14 protein-coding genes are annotated in these 16,640 nt (G+C 47.3%); 12 read left to right on the forward strand and 2 right to left on the reverse strand.

The features are described from left to right. The first annotated feature begins 39 nt into the window (after window positions 1–39). The 3 genes from ACMQ5W_RS15465 (at window position 40) to ilvA (ending at window position 2,667) form a co-directional block, all read left to right on the forward strand. Window positions 40–369, forward strand: coding sequence for a cupin domain-containing protein (locus ACMQ5W_RS15465; RefSeq protein WP_419025950.1), 330 nt, complete (start codon window positions 40–42; stop codon window positions 367–369). 13 nt (window positions 370–382) lie between these two features. Then, window positions 383–1,387: a M14 family zinc carboxypeptidase gene (locus tag ACMQ5W_RS15470; RefSeq protein WP_419025951.1), complete on the forward strand. Its 1,005-nt coding sequence runs from the start codon at window positions 383–385 to the stop codon at window positions 1,385–1,387. Between the two features lie 68 nt (window positions 1,388–1,455). Next, entirely contained in the window at window positions 1,456–2,667 is a 1,212-nt protein-coding gene (gene ilvA / locus ACMQ5W_RS15475; protein WP_419025952.1) for a threonine ammonia-lyase, read from the forward strand. Between the two features lie 228 nt (window positions 2,668–2,895). Here ilvA and ACMQ5W_RS15480 read toward each other — a convergent pair whose 3' ends face one another. Both ACMQ5W_RS15480 and ACMQ5W_RS15485 read right to left on the reverse strand, forming a co-directional pair. Further along, window positions 2,896–4,656 (reverse strand): histidine kinase dimerization/phospho-acceptor domain-containing protein, encoded by a 1,761-nt coding sequence (locus ACMQ5W_RS15480; RefSeq protein WP_419025953.1) that lies wholly within the window; start codon window positions 4,654–4,656, stop codon window positions 2,896–2,898. Further along, the gene (locus ACMQ5W_RS15485) at window positions 4,653–5,324 is read right to left on the reverse strand and encodes a response regulator transcription factor (protein ID WP_419025954.1); all 672 of its coding nucleotides are present in this window, start codon (window positions 5,322–5,324) and stop codon (window positions 4,653–4,655) included. The genes ACMQ5W_RS15480 and ACMQ5W_RS15485 overlap by 4 nt, the downstream gene beginning before the upstream one ends. Before the next feature lie 187 nt (window positions 5,325–5,511). Here ACMQ5W_RS15485 and ACMQ5W_RS15490 point away from each other — a divergent pair, with 187 nt between their 5' ends. The 9 genes from ACMQ5W_RS15490 to ACMQ5W_RS15530 all read left to right on the forward strand — a co-directional run bounded on the left by ACMQ5W_RS15490 (window position 5,512) and on the right by ACMQ5W_RS15530 (window position 16,638). Further along, complete coding sequence (locus ACMQ5W_RS15490; protein WP_419025955.1) at window positions 5,512–7,029, forward strand: ABC transporter substrate-binding protein; 1,518 nt, start codon at window positions 5,512–5,514, stop codon at window positions 7,027–7,029. A 78-nt stretch (window positions 7,030–7,107) separates the two neighbouring features. Next, window positions 7,108–8,037, forward strand: coding sequence for an ABC transporter permease (locus ACMQ5W_RS15495; RefSeq protein WP_419025956.1), 930 nt, complete (start codon window positions 7,108–7,110; stop codon window positions 8,035–8,037). A 9-nt stretch (window positions 8,038–8,046) separates the two neighbouring features. After that, a complete protein-coding gene (locus tag ACMQ5W_RS15500) occupies window positions 8,047–8,931 on the forward strand; it encodes an ABC transporter permease (protein ID WP_419025957.1) in 885 nt (294 codons plus the stop codon). A gap of 10 nt (window positions 8,932–8,941) precedes the next feature. Further along, complete coding sequence (locus ACMQ5W_RS15505) at window positions 8,942–9,931, forward strand: ABC transporter ATP-binding protein (protein ID WP_419025958.1); 990 nt, start codon at window positions 8,942–8,944, stop codon at window positions 9,929–9,931. After that, a complete protein-coding gene (locus ACMQ5W_RS15510) occupies window positions 9,928–10,884 on the forward strand; it encodes an ABC transporter ATP-binding protein (protein WP_419025959.1) in 957 nt (318 codons plus the stop codon). The genes ACMQ5W_RS15505 and ACMQ5W_RS15510 overlap by 4 nt, the downstream gene beginning before the upstream one ends. 12 nt (window positions 10,885–10,896) lie before the next feature. Further along, window positions 10,897–12,783, forward strand: a complete 1,887-nt coding sequence (locus ACMQ5W_RS15515; RefSeq protein WP_419025960.1) for a serine hydrolase domain-containing protein — start codon at window positions 10,897–10,899, stop codon at window positions 12,781–12,783. Beyond that, the gene (locus ACMQ5W_RS15520) at window positions 12,764–14,200 is read left to right on the forward strand and encodes a serine hydrolase domain-containing protein (protein ID WP_419025961.1); all 1,437 of its coding nucleotides are present in this window, start codon (window positions 12,764–12,766) and stop codon (window positions 14,198–14,200) included. The genes ACMQ5W_RS15515 and ACMQ5W_RS15520 overlap by 20 nt, the downstream gene beginning before the upstream one ends. A 19-nt stretch (window positions 14,201–14,219) precedes the next feature. After that, window positions 14,220–15,827 (forward strand): N-acyl-D-amino-acid deacylase family protein, encoded by a 1,608-nt coding sequence (locus ACMQ5W_RS15525; protein WP_419025962.1) that lies wholly within the window; start codon window positions 14,220–14,222, stop codon window positions 15,825–15,827. Beyond that, window positions 15,820–16,638: a M55 family metallopeptidase gene (locus ACMQ5W_RS15530; RefSeq protein WP_419025963.1), complete on the forward strand. Its 819-nt coding sequence runs from the start codon at window positions 15,820–15,822 to the stop codon at window positions 16,636–16,638. Before ACMQ5W_RS15525 ends, ACMQ5W_RS15530 begins: the two co-directional genes overlap by 8 nt. The last annotated feature ends 2 nt before the right edge of the window (window positions 16,639–16,640 follow it).

The raw sequence follows: 16,640 nt of genomic DNA on the forward strand, positions 1-16,640 counted from the left end.
ACACTAATAATATATGAAATTAAGAAAGAGGTACTAGTCATGCTAATCAATTTTGATCAAATTGAGGAGACGATAATTCCTCACTTCCGTGGCGGTGAAAAAGAAACCAGGTCCAGGATGTTTGTGGAGCCAGCCTGTAAAATCATGCGCGGAAAGTTGGAACCAGGCGCATCTATCGGTCTTCACACCCATGATACCAGCAGCGAAATCATCTATATTTTAGAAGGAAGGGGTAAGGCCCTTTTTGATGGGAATTATGAAGAGGTAGAGGCTGGTCTGTGCCATTACTGTCCCAAAGGCCATGAACACAGCTTGATCAATGACAGCGATAGAGATTTAATTTTCTTTGCTGTAGTGCCAGAGCAGTAGGGGAGGGCAGATAATGAACACGAGCAGCAAAGGAAGGATTGCAGTGATTTTGATTGTTTTCCTGACGATAATGACGGCAATCTCACAGCCGGTTTCGGCCGCCACATCCTACATCGTCAGCCGCAGCGACAAGAAATACAGCTATTCGGATATGAAGAAGGACATTGAAGAGCTGACGGCCAAGTATCCGGACAGGCTGACCAGCCGGGTTCTGGGAGAGAGTGCCGACGGCAGAAACATCTACGCTCTCTGCCTGGGAAATCCAGAGGCGGAGAAGCAGATCTTTGTTACAGCGGGAATGCATGCTCGCGAATACATCAACTGCCAGGTTGTGATGATGATGGTAGAACGCTATTGCAGAAATTATGGCGGTAAATATAAGGGCAAAACCTATCGCCAGCTCTTTGATGAAGTTGCTGTCTACATCATACCGATGGTCAATCCTGACGGCATTGCCATCAGTGAGTTTGGTCCCAGCGTCATCAGAGATGCAGCGCTCCGCAAAAAAGTGCAGAAGATGCCGAGGAGAGGCGGCTACAGCAATTGGAAGTCCAATGCCAGAGGCGTGGATCTGAATCATAATTACAAGATGTATGCCGGAAAACACCCACAGAAGAAGCCTGCCAGTGATAACTATCCAGGGCCGTCTAGGTTTTCGGAAAGTGAGACGAAAGCCGTCCGCGATCTGATGAAGTCCATGACCAACATGAAGGCCTGCCTGAACTATCACAGCATGGGACAAGTCATCTATTGGGGATACAAGAATAAATCTTACAAGTCAAAGAGCTATGCTTTGGCAAAGCTGTTCAAGCAGATGACCGGATACTATTTGATCGACGAGAGTTATACCAAAGCTACCTACGGTGATCTGGAGCACTACGTCATCAATGAATACCGCATTCCTTATGTCTGTATCGAAACTGGATATGGAGGGGTACCCGTATCCAGCAAGCAGCTTTTGCCTATCTACAAAAAACTGATGTATTCCTTTGAAAAGACGGCGTATATGTATCGGTGACGACTATCATTTTCTATGCTTTTGTGGTAAAATGAGAAGTAAGATTTACATAGGAAAGGAAAAAACATATGTTAACTTTAGATGCATTTGAAGAAGCCACTGAGGTGGTGAAAAAAGTTGCCATAGAGACGAATTTGCTATATAGTGACTATTTCAGTGAACAGACTGGAAATAAAGTATATTTGAAGCCTGAGAACATGCAGAAGACAGGCGCATATAAGCTGAGAGGAGCTTATTACAAGATCAGCACACTGACTGACGAGGAGAGAGCGAAGGGATTGATTACAGCTTCTGCCGGAAATCACGCGCAAGGGGTAGCTTATGCGGCGAAAGCTTATGGCTGCAAGGCAACCATCGTAATGCCGACGACGACACCCTTGATGAAGGTGAACAGAACCAAGAGTTATGGCGCAGAAGTAGTGCTTTACGGTGACGTCTATGATGAATCGGCAGCACATGCACAGAAGCTGGCCGAAGAAAAAGGCTATACTTTTATTCATCCTTTCGACGATCCTGTGGTCGCTACGGGGCAAGGCACCATCGCTATGGAAATTGTCAAAGAACTGCCGCTGGTGGACTACATTCTGGTTCCAGTGGGCGGCGGCGGCCTGGCAACGGGGGTTTCCACTTTAGCAAAGATGCTCAATCCCAAAATCAAAATCATCGCTGTAGAACCGGCGGGAGCGGCCTGTCTGCAGGCATCCTTGGAGGCAGGTAAGCCTGTAACCTTGGATGGTGTCAACACCATTGCTGACGGTACTGCAGTAAAGACACCAGGCGTTGAAATTTTCCCATACTTACAGAAAAGTATCGACGACATCATCACAGTGGACGATGACGAGTTGATTGTTGCTTTTCTGGATATGGTAGAGAATCACAAGATGGTGGTCGAGAACTCCGGCCTGCTGACTGTGGCAGCGCTGAAGCATTTGAAAGTCAAGGACAAGAAAGTCGTATCCATTCTCAGCGGAGGGAACATGGATATCATCACCATGTCTTCCGTCGTGCAGCACGGGCTGATTCAGAGAGACAGAATCTTTACCATCTCAGTATTGCTTCCGGATAAACCGGGTGAGCTGGTAAGAGTGGCAAACACCATTGCTCAGGAGCAGGGAAATGTCATCAGACTGGATCACAATCAGTTCGTCAGCACCAACAGAAATGCGGCGGTGGAACTGAAAATCACCATGGAGTCCTTTGGAACAGAACACAAAGACAAAATCATCAAAGCACTGAAGAAGATCGGGTACGATCCGAAACTGATCAGCGTCATGATTTAATTATTTTACAGCAAGGCAAACCGTCTTGCTGTTATTTTTTTGCAGTGGTTAGAGGTCTGGTTATGCAAATTGGAGAGAAAACAGGCAGAAAATCATTTAGGCAGTGATTTTACCTAGCTTTTGCATAACGCAGAGGCAGCATATTATGCAAATCGAAGCAAATACTGGAGCCAAATTAAAATTGAACTGTAAAATATCAGGTTTTGCATAACCAGATGGACATGCAACTTACTGAATAACGGGCAGTGTAAAAGAAAAGCAGACCATTGCTTCATTCTGTGATACAGTATAGTGACTATGATGGGCATCCAGAATGCTCTTTACAATATCCAGACCGATTCCCTGACTTGGAAGACGCGCCTGGGTGTGTTCATCAATGGAAAAGTCACGATTCCATATCTTCTGCAGGATGTCCTCACTGATTGTGCCGCTGTTTTCAACAGAGATGGTCAGGCTTTTATCTTTTTCTTCCATGCGGATAGAAAGCAGATGACGAGCATCTCCGTATTTGATCGCGTTGCTGATAAAATTGGAAAGAACCTGATCAATGCGGTGCGCATCTGCTGATACCATGACGTCGCAGAGCTGTGTCTCCACTGTAAATCCCAAATTTTCCAGCCGGCGGGAGAAACGGTCTAAAACAGAAACCACCATATCCTTCGATGAGTATTCGCCCATATGGATGCTCCAATATCCAGACTGTATCCTTGTCAGCTCAATGGCTTCATTGACCATATCGGTCAGGTTGGCCGTTTCATCTATGATGATGTCCAGATAGTAATCTGGCTCCTGCTCATTAATGCCGCGCCGAAGGACGTCGGCATAACCGCCGATCAAAGCCAAAGGTGTTTTGAATTCATGGGAGACATCACCCAGCAGCTTTTTCATCCGTTCTTCGTTGCTTCTTGCATTTTCAGAGGCGATTGCTAAGTTTTGATTGGCTGCCTGAAGCTCCTGCAGTGCGCTTTCCAGGCTGGAGGCCATGGTATTGATATTCTGGGAAAGCTGACCGATTTCGTCTTTCCCTTCATAAGTGGCTTTTTCACTGAAATCCAGATGGGCGATTTTGTCGGTCACAGAGTTGAGATTTTGCATCGGCCTAGAGATCTGACGTGCTAAAATATAGGCGCCAGCCATCAAGATAACGGCAAGAACAACAAAAGAACCTTTGAAGATATCGCCCAGATAGGCGCTCTCATAGCCAGTAACGATAATGTTGTGCAGTGTCAAAAAATAATAGTGGATTCCATCTCTCGCTGCAGATGTGGAAATAAAATAATAAGAAGAGCCGTTCAGCTCCTCAGATTTTCCGGTTTTCTTGGACATAAAGTCTGCCAGACTGCTTTTGGCAATCAGACAGTCCTTGACATGTTCATAGATCAATTCTGCCCGTTGATTCTGCGTGGAAGGGTTTGAAGAATAGTCCCTGAAGGAGAGAACTTCAGCATTGCATTTGATGATATTAACGTCCCTGTTAGAGACGGTGTATTCATGCATGCTGCTGCGATTGGAATAGGGAACGCCTTCTATGGTCAACAGGAGGGGTTCGTAGAGGTCGCTATTTCCTACCTGGACTAACTTGGCCTGGATTTTGGTACCGTGTTTGATGGAGGGCAGCACATCTTCATCCAGCTGTGTCAGATAGAAGACCGGAATGGTGTAGATTTCTCCACTTTCGTCGCATTGCACTCTGAGGGTGGTCAGCTTATTGAAAAAGCCAGTGTCTGCAAACTTGAAGTCATCCCTTAGCGCCAAAACAGGAGAACCGGTTGATAATGAATATTCCTCAAAGGGTCTGTAGTACGTCTCTGAACCAGCTTCATGAAAACCCTCAGTTACTTCGTCCAGACTGGAATAGATGTTTGCATTGATATTCTTGATATAGAGACGATCAAAAAAGCTACTGATAAAAATCCACTGTACCGCCAGAATCACGAGAAATAAGCCAGTCACTACTGCAAAGATCTTCATCGTAATGGATTTTCTCATAGGGATTCCTCCATTTTGTAGCCCACGGAAATTACGGTTTTGATTAAAGGCGCCTTGTCGCCTATTTTTTTGCGGGTTTTCTTAATCAAAGTATCTACAGCCCTGATATCGCCCACATAGTCCATGCCCCATATTTCTTCCAAAAGGTATTCTCTTGTCAAGACTCGTCCGATGTTTTCCATCAGTTCACGGAGAAGAGCAAATTCTTTTGGTGTCAGTTCCACAGCCTTCTCGTGTACAGTACAGGTGTAGGCATCCAAATTGAGAAGAATATCAGAAAACTGCAAGGTGTGGGCAGACTGTTCATGGTTGGCTCTGGCCAGCATTCGCTTTACCTTTAAGGCAAAGATAGAGGATTGAAATGGCTTTACCAGATAGTCATCGGCGCCGGCATGGTACCCCACGATATGATAGCCTTCATCTTCTAAAGCGGAGAGAAATAGAATGGGCACGTCTGAAGTCTGACGTATTTTTTTGCAGACATCAAATCCACTTAGATCTGGCAGCATGACATCAAGGACGATCAGGTCTGGATTTTTAGATTGGAATATTTCTATGGCAGAGGCTCCATCTGCTGCTTCCAGGACATTGAGCCCTTCTGAGCGCAGATATAGACTGATCAGTTCTCTGAATTTCTTTTCATCGTCGACGACTAGTACAGTATTCATATTTCTCCCTTTCTCAAATCGTAACATTCTGAATTCAGTTTACCAAAATCCACAAAAATTACAATAGTTCCTATAAAAAAGCAATAAAAAAGAAAACCAGGTACACACCAAGTACAAACCGATGTGCTATGATTTGATCAAGTTAAAAAAACGAAAAATTGTGATAATTAATTAGGAGGTTGAAATTGTGAAAAAAATCATTGTATTATTGCTGGCTCTGTGTATGGTAGGAGCCTTTGCCGGATGTAAGAACGGCAGCTCCTCTGGAGACGGCGGCGGAGAAGCCTCTGAAAGAGACGATGTTGTGATCAGCCTGAAATCTGATCCGAAGACCTTTGATCCAGTCAGTACCTCTACGAGCAGTGCCAACACAGTTATGTTCCAGATCTATGACTCTCTGATTCATATGAACGAGGAATTTGAGGTGGAGCCGCGCTTAGCAGAAAGCTATAAGGTATCGGACGATGAAAAGACCTATACCTTTAAATTGGCAAAAGACGTGAAATTCCACAATGGGGAAGCACTCAAGGCCAGCGACGTGGTTTATTCCATTGAACGGGCACAGGATTCCCCGTACACCTCTGCTTATGTAGACTCTGTGGACTATGCTGAGGCGGTTGACGAGAATACAGTTACAGTCCACCTGACTGATGTGGATGCGTCTTTCCTGGAGAAAATCCAGATCATCATGATTGTCAATGAAAAGACGGTGAAAGAAGCAGGCAAGTCCTACGCTGATCATCCAGTGGGAACAGGCCCATACAAATTTGTCTCCTACAAGGCTGGTGTAGAAGTCAAGTTGACCAGATTCGACGACTATTACCGCGGCGCTGCGAGAATCAAAGATGTGAACTACCAAATTATCACCGATGATAACACGGCTACAGTAAATCTTCGCACTGGAGATGTGGATGCGGGAAGTTTTGCCAGAGCATCTTATGATGAAGTGATGAATGAGCCGACCCTGACTGTGGCCGACTGGAGTGCAAACAGCCTCTACTATTTTGCAGTCAATAATGAAGTCGCTCCTTTTAACGACCCAATTGTAAGACAGGCAATCAATTATGCTATCGACAGAGAGTATATCGCAGAAGTTGAGACTAATGGCCTGTCAAAGATTACCTCGGTCATGCTGCCGCCTTCTGTATTCGGTTACTCAGATGAAATCGATCAGACCTACACTTATGATCCAGATAAGGCCAGGGAGCTGTTAAAGAAAGCCAGCATCAAAACGCCGATGAAAATCGGAACCATTAAGATTCCTGAGGGCGATGGCAAGAATGCAGCAGAAGCTCTGCAGCAGTGTCTTTCCGAAATCGGACTGGAAGTGGAAATTGAGATCTTAGAACAGAACAAGTTCTATGATGAAACCGATTTTGGTGATTATGAAATCGCCTGGTGTCAGATCAGTCTTTTGCGAGATGCGGATTCCTATTCCATTCTTTTCACCTCTGATCAGATTGACGGTATGAATACCGCTCGTTATAACAATCCGAAGGCAGACAAGCTCTTTGCTCAGGCAAAAGCAACTACAGACCAGAAAGAACGTCTGAAACTATATGCGGAAGTTTTTAACCTGATCGGAAAAGATGCTGCTTATATACCAGTATACGTTCCAATAAATATCTATGCTTATAATAAAAATCTGAAAATTGATGTGCTGGAACCGTCCGTTCAATTTGTCTATGATATGCACTGGAATTAATCTAAACGAAAGGGCTGAAATGATTCTGAAGCTGAAAATCATCATTTCAGCCTTTCGTTTTTCGAGAGGAGAACTGCAATGACCAAATATGTATGGAAGCGATTGTTGCTTTTAATACCGACAGTATTAGGTGTCATGTTTATCGTATATACGATTTTATCTCTGACACCGGGCACACCGGGAAAACTGATTCTCGGCCAGTCCGCTACGCCGGAGGCGATCAATCAGCTAAATGAAGAACTTGGATTTAACAATCCCTTTTTAGTCCGCTTTTTTGATTACATCGTCGATGCCCTGCACGGAGATTTTGGCGTATCCTATAATACACAAAGACCAGTCTTTGATGAAATATTTCCAAGGTTTCCGACGACTGTGATTATCGCCTTCCTCAGTGTCATTTCTGCGGCCATCGTCGGCATTCCCATTGGAATCTTGTCAGCGGTGAAACAGTATTCCTTCATAGATGGATGCAGTACCACCTTAGCCCTCTTTATGGCAGGAATTCCATCCTTCTGGCTGGGTTTGATGCTGATGCTGGTATTTTCTCTGGAGCTGGGGTGGCTGCCGCCTAGTGGCACAGGCTCCTGGGAAAATTATGTGCTGCCCACACTGACTTTATGTATCACTGGATCGGCGCTGATTGTGCGCATCACCCGTACCATGATGCTGGAGACCATCAGGCAGGACTATATCAGAACGGCCAGGGCTAAAGGGGCCAGTGAAAAACGGGTTATTTTCCATCACGCTCTTAAAAACGCCCTTCTTCCAGTGATCACTTCTTTGGGAATCCAGTTTGGAGGAATGCTGGGCGGTACCATTGTAATCGAATCGGTGTTCAGTCTCCCGGGACTGGGTACTTTGATTGTAGATGCAATCCGAATGAAAGATATTCCGTTGGTCATGGCATCTGTTATCTTTCTCGCCGTCTTATTCTGTCTGATTCTCTTGCTGATGGATCTTTTCTATGCATTCATTGACCCGAGAGTGAAAGCGCAATACGTGAAATAGGAGGACACCATGAATACAATACAGACTACGAAAACAGAAAAGAGAAAGCGGAAAAGTCAGGCTCGTGAAATCTGGCACAGAATGAGGAAAAACAAGCTGGCCATGATCGGTCTGACCATCCTCATCGTCTTCCTTCTGCTAGCCATCTTCGCTGACGTCATCGTCGATTACGATGCAGATGCCCTGGGCAGAGGACGGGACAGACTGGCAAGTCCCAGCGCAGAGCACTGGTTTGGAACCGATTATCTGGGCAGAGATGTGTTTGCCAGAATCGTATACGGCACGAGAGTCTCTTTAGCATTGGGACTGGGGATCACGGTGATCGCCCTTTCTATTGGGGGCTTCCTCGGTGCAGCGGCGGCCTATTACGGCGGACTGATTGAGAGTGTAATCATGCGTATCGCGGATATGCTGATGTGCATTCCGTCCATTTTGCTGACACTGGCGATTATTGCGGCTCTGGGAACCAGCCTTCAGAACTTGGTCATTGCGGCTACCATCGCTTCGGTTCCGGCCTTTACGCGAATTATCAGATCCTACGTCTTTACCGTCATCGGAGAAGAGTACATAGAAGCAGCACGGGCAGGGGGGATGAATGACTTTCAGATCATCACTTCCCACATCCTTCCCAATGTGATTGGTCCCATTGTTGTTGAGGCTACCATGAATGTGGCAGGGACCATTCTTTCCATCGCAGGACTCAGCTTTCTGGGCATGGGCGTACAGCCGCCACAGCCGGAATGGGGGGCGATGCTTTCCGATGCCAAAGATTTTATGATGAATCAGCCGACTCTCGTCTTTTTCCCAGGACTCGCCATCGTATTGGCAGCTTTATCCCTGAATTTGCTGGGAGATGGACTGAGAGATGCAATTGACCCAAGATTAAAGGATTGAGGATGATAGTATGAAAAAATCGATGTTAGAGATAAAAGACTTACATGTGGTATATCGCACAGAAAGCGGAGAAGTCAAAGCGGTGAATGATGTGGCCTTTTCTGTTAAAAAGGGAGACGTACTGGGAATTGTGGGAGAAACTGGAGCGGGAAAATCCACAACGGCACTTTCTGTACTCAGACTGTTGCCAGAGAGAACAGGAAAAATCACCAGTGGTTCGATTCTCTTTGACGGCGAGGATCTCCTTTCCATGACAGAAGCCGATATGAGAGCGATTCGAGGGGAACGCATCTCCATGATTTTTCAAGATCCCATGACGTCTCTCAATCCTGTCATTCCAGTGGGGAAACAGATAGCGGAGGCCATTCGCCTTCACCAGTCAAATGGCAAAGAGCAGGAGAGCGTGGAAAAGCGGGTGGATGAGATCCTGGAACTGGTTGGAATCCCAAGCTCCAGAAAAAATGAATATCCTCACCAGTTCTCTGGCGGCATGAAGCAGAGAGTGGGAATTTCTGTGGCTCTGGCCTGTGAGCCGGAGCTGCTCATCGCAGACGAACCGACCACAGCCCTGGATGTTACCATACAGGCCCAGGTTTTATCCATGATGCAGGATTTGAAGCAGAAGCTGGACATGTCCATGGTTTTGATCACCCACGACTTAGGCGTTGTCGCAGAAATGTGCGATGAGGTTGCTGTAATGTATGCAGGAGAGATTATTGAATCGGGCACTGTGGATGATCTTTTCCTCAGTGAAAAAAGACATCCTTACACAGACGGACTTTTTGGCTCGATCCCCGATATAGACAGGGAAGAGCGAAGGCTGCATCCTATAGAGGGCTTGATGCCGGACCCTGTGGAACTGCCAGAGGGGTGTAAATTTCATCCCAGATGCAGGAACTGCATGAAAATCTGCAGAACCGAAAAACCGTCGCAGTATGCAGCCGGTACCCATATGATTCGCTGCCATTTATTTAGTGAGAAAAAGGAGATGAAAAAATGAGTAGCCCATTGCTTGAAACCGTACATCTGAAAAAGTATTTCAAAACATCTAAGGGAAGTCTCCATGCAGTGGATGACATCAATCTACAGGTCACAGAAGGAACGACTCTGGGTATTGTTGGAGAGTCGGGATGCGGAAAATCCACTTTGGGACGGACGATTCTCAGATTGACAGAACCTACAGAAGGAGAAATTTTCTTTCAGGGCAAGGACATCTGCAAATTGTCCAAGAAAGGGCTGAAAGATTTGCGTAAGAGCATACAGATCATTTTTCAAGATCCTTTTTCCAGTCTGGACCCCAGAAAGTGTGTTCTGGACCTCATTGCCGAGCCTTTGCTAGTGAATAAAAAGGAGTGTTCCAAGTCCGATATCTACACCAAAGCCTATGAACTGATGGATACGGTAGGGCTGGCAGAACGTCTGGCTTACAGCTATCCCCACGAACTGGACGGCGGCCGCAGACAGAGAATCGGCATTGCTCGCGCTCTGTCTCTGGAGCCAAAATTCATCGTCTGTGATGAGCCCGTATCCGCTCTGGATGTATCGATTCAAGCACAGATTCTAAACTTGCTGATGGATCTGCAAGAAGAAATGGGGCTGACTTATTTATTTATCACGCACAATCTCAGTGCAGTAAAACACATCTCCGATGAGATTGCTGTTTTATATCTGGGTCAATGTGTGGAGAAGGCACCGACAGCCGAATTATTTCAAAATCCTCAGCATCCCTATACCAAGGCCCTTCTTTCTGCCGTCTTAAAACCGAATCTAAATGAAAGAGGACGTCTGCGCGATGTGATTCACGGCGAAGTGACCAGTCCCATCGATCCGGCGCCTGGCTGCCGCTTTGCAGCTCGCTGCCCGTACCGCACAGAAAGATGCATGACAGCAGATGTTACGTTAAGGGACATAGGAGGAGGCCACCAGGTCGCTTGTGTACAGACCGAAAATTGACAAGGAGAAGATATGTTTCAGGAACAGTTGCAACAGATTTTAAGCGACAGCATTCGCTGCGGCGGAACGGAAGTCAGCGCAGCCATTTATTATAAAGGAAAACTTGCGGCAGCCGCCGCGGCAGGCGGCCAAGACGTGCAAGCAGAGATCAGTGACAGGTTTAATGTGGGCTCCGTATCAAAAGTCTACTGCGCGGCTGCAATAATGAAGCTGGCAGAGGAAAAGAAAATCACACTGGACACGAAGGTGAGTCAAGTTCTTCCCAGGTTTCATATGGCAGACCACCGCTATCGTGATATTACCTTTCGTATGTGCCTCAATCATTCGTCAGGGCTGCCGGGAACGGGAATGAAGCTGGCCTTTCAGACGGAATTTCTCTACGATGAATTTAAAGCTGCGTTTTTTGAATACCTGTCTCGAGGACGATTAAAGGCCGACCCGGGCAGCTTTTCCGTCTACTGCAATGACGGTTTTGATCTGGCCGCCTTTGCCATTGAGGAGATAACAAGGGAGCCTTACGGCAGCTATCTCAGGCGGGTAATTTTAGAACCCCTGGGTGCAGACTCAACAGGATGCGGGTCAGAAGACTTGCCAGGGAAGTTGGTCAGAGAAGAAGGCTGCCCACTGGAATACCTGGCTTGTGTCGGATCAGGCGGAATCGTGACCAATCTCACCGACTGCGCTAAGTTTGGAGCGATGTTTACGGCAGAAAAGAGCAGTGAGATGACCTCTCCGCAGGGAAAATCAATTACGGGAAATCCCCAGTCTCTGAACTATGGATTAGGCTGGGATACGGTCTCCCTCGTTACAGGCAGCTATGATTTTGGACCAGGGACTTTGGGCAAGAGCGGCGGTACAAGTCAATTTGCCTCCTATCTGCTGGTCAGTCCCCAGTATGAACTGTCGGCAGCCATCTCCGCCACAAAAGATACTGAAATGATCCCCTCTGAGGCGGTTTTTGCGATTGCCGCGGCTTTCCTCAAAAGCAATGGAATCGACGTATCAAAGGAGGAGGTTCGATCAAAGGCTGAACAACAAAAGGAAATCGCTGGACTGTATTTTGGAAACAGAGGTCTGTACCGGGTTTCCTCAAAGGAAGAGGATTTTACTGTCGATGAATTTACACCAGCCGGCTGGAAATCCTTTGCAGAGAGCGGTGAGGACTTTTCTTTTAAGGAGAGAAGAAAAGCTGTGGATTTGATGATGAAATGGCACGGGGCAGATCTGGTTCTGGCTCAAAAATTCCAGGGGAAAGATGCTCTGCCAGCAAAAAGCAAAAGCAAAACCAGCTGGGAACAACGAATCGGCAAGTCTTATCTCATCTGCAACGGACATCCCTGCGATCTGGATATCGGTGATATGGTCAATGGGATCACCCTTTATCGCGCCGAGGATGCAGAAAGTGAATTGGAAAAGACTATGATTCTCTTCTGTGCAAAGGAGGCAGGCGGTTTTCGGATGATGCCAGCTATACCTGCTGGCGACTGGGAGACAGATTACGTGCTGGACGGAGAGGGAGGTCTTGGCTGCAGAGATACCTTTGCGCCTTTTATTGAACTGGAGTCTGGTGTTGAAATCCTCTACGATGGCGGTGTGCACTACATCGATACCGACAGACTGCCGAAACTGACATCTCAGACGATCAGCTCTTGCGAGCCGCAAAAGAATCCCGCCTTTCGCACTGATGCAGGTTGCTGCATCACGGTCTATAAGCCGCAGCATGTAAAGATCCTTCTCTTTGATGAAGATCTGCTGCCCTATTACGATGAACGCCGTGACCGTGTTTTCCCCCTGACTAAAAAAGGCTACATCGTATTTCTTGGCAAGGAACCCTTTTCTGCGGAGATTTCCTGCGAACAGATAGAAACAGGTGAAAAAGATGAATTTAGAAGCAATTGATCACTATGCGGCAGAGCAGATGGAACGATTTGGTGTTCCCAGCCTTTGTTATGCTCTCATTGAAAGAGGAAGGCTGATTCACACTGGAACTCTTGGCACTGCGGATCTGTCAACTGGCAGGAAACCAGATTTACATACCAGGTATCCGATCTGTTCCTTGACAAAGTCGATGACAGCCCTCTGCATGGGCATGCTGGCAGATGAGGGGAAGCTCGGTTTTAAAGCACCAGTCAAGACGTATTTGCCGGAATTCGGGCTGGAGGACAGCTATGCAGGTGAACATGCTACAGTTCGCGATCTGCTTACCCATATGACGGGACTTCCCAGGCATGATCGGCTCACCTTCCAAATCGGTGAAGAGAAGGAATCTCTGGAGGAGCTGGTGGGCAGAATCGAATTGCTGCCTATGAATCGGCAGTTTCGCAGTCGGTTTGAATACATCAATCTGATGTACATGGCCTGCAGCCTGATTATCGAGCGTTTATCGGGAAAGCCTTATGGCGAATTTCTCAAAGAACGGCTTTTTCAACCCATAGGGATGAAAGATAGTTCCGCCTGCACACAGGATATGCTGGACACTGACAACAGGGCGAAGCCTTATATTCGTTTGAAAGACGGTGCTGTGGTTGAAACACGCAGTTTCCATAACGACAGCCTCTCTGGTGCGGGCAATGTGAACTCCACCTTGGCAGACATGGCTGCATACATGGGATTTTTGACAGAACATAAGACGAAGAAGGGTGAGGGACTGATTTCTGAACAGATGCGAAAGCAAATTTTTGCTACTCACACCATCGACTGGTGCGGATACGACTATAAATGGCCGGAGATGCCGGTCGCCTGTTATGGCCTGGGATGGACTATTCAGCCATATCGAGGGAATCTCTGTTTCTGCCACGCGGGCAGTCTGTATGGTTTCACCTCCTATATGTCCTTTCTGCCCTATGAGCGGACAGGGGTTGTATTGCTGTCCAATTTAGAGCAGAGTTTTCTCACTCATTCTGTGGCCCATCACCTCTTTGATGCGGTGCTGGGACTGCCTTATGTGAACTGGGAAGAGCGATATGCTGAAAATCAGCGGAACACGGATAAGGCCTATGAGGCACATAACGAGGAAATTCTGCGCACCGATGCAGAGAGAAAAAATGAGCCTGTGCCAGAGCCCTCGCTTTTCTCAGGAGAATATGAAAACAGTGGTTATGGCAGCCTACACGTATGTCAGACAGCGGATCGGCTGCATATCAAATACGGCGGCTGGGATTATCCCTTGACTCACAGTTATGGAAATACCTATCTGCTGGACATCGGCAGGCCGAATCGGCCGCTTTTAACCAGAGCCGAATTTTGCCCACAAAGAGGGTTAAGGGTCTGGTTTGAAGTGGATTTAGAGAGGCCAATCGAGTTTGTACGCAGATAAAATGGGAAGGAAGAGACAAATGTACGATGTATTGATTAAGAATGGAATGGTAGCAGACGGCACAGGTGCGGCGGCAAAAACACTGGACGTGGCCTGTAAGGATGGACAGGTCTATCTGTTGGAATCTGGCATTTGCGCTGCTGCAAAAGAAATGATTGACGGAAGCGGACTTTGGGTTTCCCCAGGTTTTATTGACACCCATTCCCACGGGGACTTTCCTTACGGTCGTTCCTGCAATTCCCTGGCGAAGGTTTCTCAAGGGATTACTACCCATCTGGGCGGGCAGTGCGGTTTGTCGGCTTTCCCTCTTTGCCAGGAGCGGATGGAAGAGGTGGCAGATGCCATCGGCCTTTCTAACTACCCTGAGCGGCCTTTGCGTGAGCATACCTCCTTTGCCAAGTATCGGGATTATATGAAGACCATTTCTGCAGCGGAAAATGTCGGATTTTTTGTCGGTCATGAGACTCTGCGGCAATCGGCTATGGGTGCTGCGCAGAGGGAACCGTCTCAAGAGGAAATGAAGGATATGATGGAAATGTTAAAGGAGGCTCTCTTAAACGGTGCCTTTGGCATGAGCACAGGACTGGCCTATCCGCCGGGAGCCTATGCGAAAAAAGAGGAACTGTACCGGCTTTGCAAAGTTTTGAAGAAATACGGTGGGATTTATGCCACCCATATGCGGGATGAGGGAAGACATATTGTGGATTCCGTAAAGGAAGTGATCTGGCTCGGCAAAGAGACGGGCTGCCAAGTACATATCTCTCATTTAAAAGTCTGCGGCCTGAAAAACTTCGGCCTCTCCGGGGAGATTCTCAAGATGCTGGATCAGGCGGCCAGAGACGGCGTACAGATTTCCGCAGATGCATATCCTTACACGGCCTCTGGCACACAGCTGATTTTCTGTCTGCCGCCAGATTTGATGGATGGCGGTATAGAGAAAGCTTTGACGCTGATTGACAGCCGCAAAGGGCGTGAAGTTGTCAGAGAACGGTTAGAACACGACGATGGCTTCGATAATATCTATCAGTCCTGCGGCAGTTTTGAAAAAATGATTGTGGCTGCTTGTGCTGTGACAAAGGATGCAATCGGGCAAAGTGTAGCTCAGTGGGGGAAAGCCCACGGTTATGAGGGCTTTGATGCTTTCTTTGAACTGCTTCTGCAAAATAAGGGGGAAGTGGGTGCCATGTTTGAAGAAATCAGCGAGGAGGACATGCGAAGAATTTTACAGGATTCCAGGGTCATGATTGGCAGCGACGGCGCAATTGATTCTCCCTCAGATGGCGGCCATCCACGCACCTTTGGCACCTTTCCCCGGAGCATCGCCTTATTTACACGGGATGAAAGACTGGTGCCACTTGAAGAGATGGTCCGCCGCATGACATCTCTGCCGGCTAAGACCTTTCAGATCGAAGGAAAGGGGCTGCTTGCTGACGGAATGGACGCTGATATCACCATCTTTGACCCAAAAGAGATACGGGATCAGGCGACGATTTTAGAACCGTGCAAAGTCAGCTGCGGCATTGACACCGTACTGGTAGGCGGAAAAATTGTATTTCGCCATGGTGCTTTGACAGGAGAAAAGCCGGGATCTGTTATAACGAAAGGGGAAAGGAGGAACCATGAGTAAGATTTTTATCTGTGCAGATATCGAAGGCACTGCAAACATTCAAAATCCCTTGGAGCTGAAAAAAAGCGAGCCTCTTTACCATGGATATTTTGCAGAGCAGATGACCAGGGAAATCACCGCCGCCTGTTGTGGTGCGAAAGAAGCAGGCGCAGAGCGGATTATAATAAAGGACTCCCACGGAGCAGGGAACAATGTTTTGCCAGATCAACTGCCTGAAGATACAGAGCTGATCAGAGGCTGGGGGCTTCATCCTTACCACATGATGTTCGGCATCGAGCCAGACTTTGACGGTGTCTTTCTGACCGGCTGTCACAGTGCAGGGGGGATGGATACTAGTCCTCTGGCCCATACGAACAATTCTAAGAACTGCTGGGTAAAAATAAACGGAGAAATCGCAGGAGAGGCCTATATCAACAGCTTGACGGCGGCCTATGTGGGGATTCCAACGCTTCTCGTTACTGGTGATGCAGGAATTTGTGAATTTATGAAAGAGAAAATTCCAGCGGCAGAGACAGTGATTGCCACTACTTATACAGGAAACGCCTCCTGCAGCAGACATCCCCGTACCGTAGCCGAAGAAATCAGGCAGGCGGCCCAAAGGGCTCTGTCCATTCCTAAGGATAAGTGTTTTCCAAAGATGTCAGAAGTTTTTCGGACAGAAATCTGTTTTCGTAATCACCTGCGGGCCAGAGGAGCTTCTTTTTATCCAGGTGCGGTTCAAAAGGGAAGTCATATCGTGGCGTTTACCCATGAGGACTGGTATGAAGTGCTCCGCTTTTTCTTTTTTGTTTTAAGCGATAATTTAGTGTGAGG

The organism is Emergencia sp. (assembly GCF_048465375.1).
Taxonomy (GTDB): Bacteria; Bacillota; Clostridia; order Peptostreptococcales; family Anaerovoracaceae; genus Senimuribacter.

Excerpts from the sequence above, each read along its gene's own strand:
- ACMQ5W_RS15525 (WP_419025962.1), top strand. The coding sequence starts at position 14,220 with ATGTACGATGTATTGATTAAGAATGGAATGGTAGCAGACGGCACAGGT.
- ilvA (WP_419025952.1), top strand. The coding sequence starts at position 1,456 with ATGTTAACTTTAGATGCATTTGAAGAAGCCACTGAGGTGGTGAAAAAA.
- ACMQ5W_RS15480 (WP_419025953.1), bottom strand. The coding sequence starts at position 4,656 with ATGAGAAAATCCATTACGATGAAGATCTTTGCAGTAGTGACTGGCTTA.
- ACMQ5W_RS15530 (WP_419025963.1), top strand. The coding sequence starts at position 15,820 with ATGAGTAAGATTTTTATCTGTGCAGATATCGAAGGCACTGCAAACATT.
- ACMQ5W_RS15470 (WP_419025951.1), top strand. The coding sequence starts at position 383 with ATGAACACGAGCAGCAAAGGAAGGATTGCAGTGATTTTGATTGTTTTC.
- ACMQ5W_RS15510 (WP_419025959.1), top strand. The coding sequence starts at position 9,928 with ATGAGTAGCCCATTGCTTGAAACCGTACATCTGAAAAAGTATTTCAAA.
- ACMQ5W_RS15500 (WP_419025957.1), top strand. The coding sequence starts at position 8,047 with ATGAATACAATACAGACTACGAAAACAGAAAAGAGAAAGCGGAAAAGT.
- ACMQ5W_RS15505 (WP_419025958.1), top strand. The coding sequence starts at position 8,942 with ATGAAAAAATCGATGTTAGAGATAAAAGACTTACATGTGGTATATCGC.
- ACMQ5W_RS15485 (WP_419025954.1), bottom strand. The coding sequence starts at position 5,324 with ATGAATACTGTACTAGTCGTCGACGATGAAAAGAAATTCAGAGAACTG.
- ACMQ5W_RS15495 (WP_419025956.1), top strand. The coding sequence starts at position 7,108 with ATGACCAAATATGTATGGAAGCGATTGTTGCTTTTAATACCGACAGTA.
- ACMQ5W_RS15515 (WP_419025960.1), top strand. The coding sequence starts at position 10,897 with ATGTTTCAGGAACAGTTGCAACAGATTTTAAGCGACAGCATTCGCTGC.
- ACMQ5W_RS15465 (WP_419025950.1), top strand. The coding sequence starts at position 40 with ATGCTAATCAATTTTGATCAAATTGAGGAGACGATAATTCCTCACTTC.
- ACMQ5W_RS15520 (WP_419025961.1), top strand. The coding sequence starts at position 12,764 with ATGAATTTAGAAGCAATTGATCACTATGCGGCAGAGCAGATGGAACGA.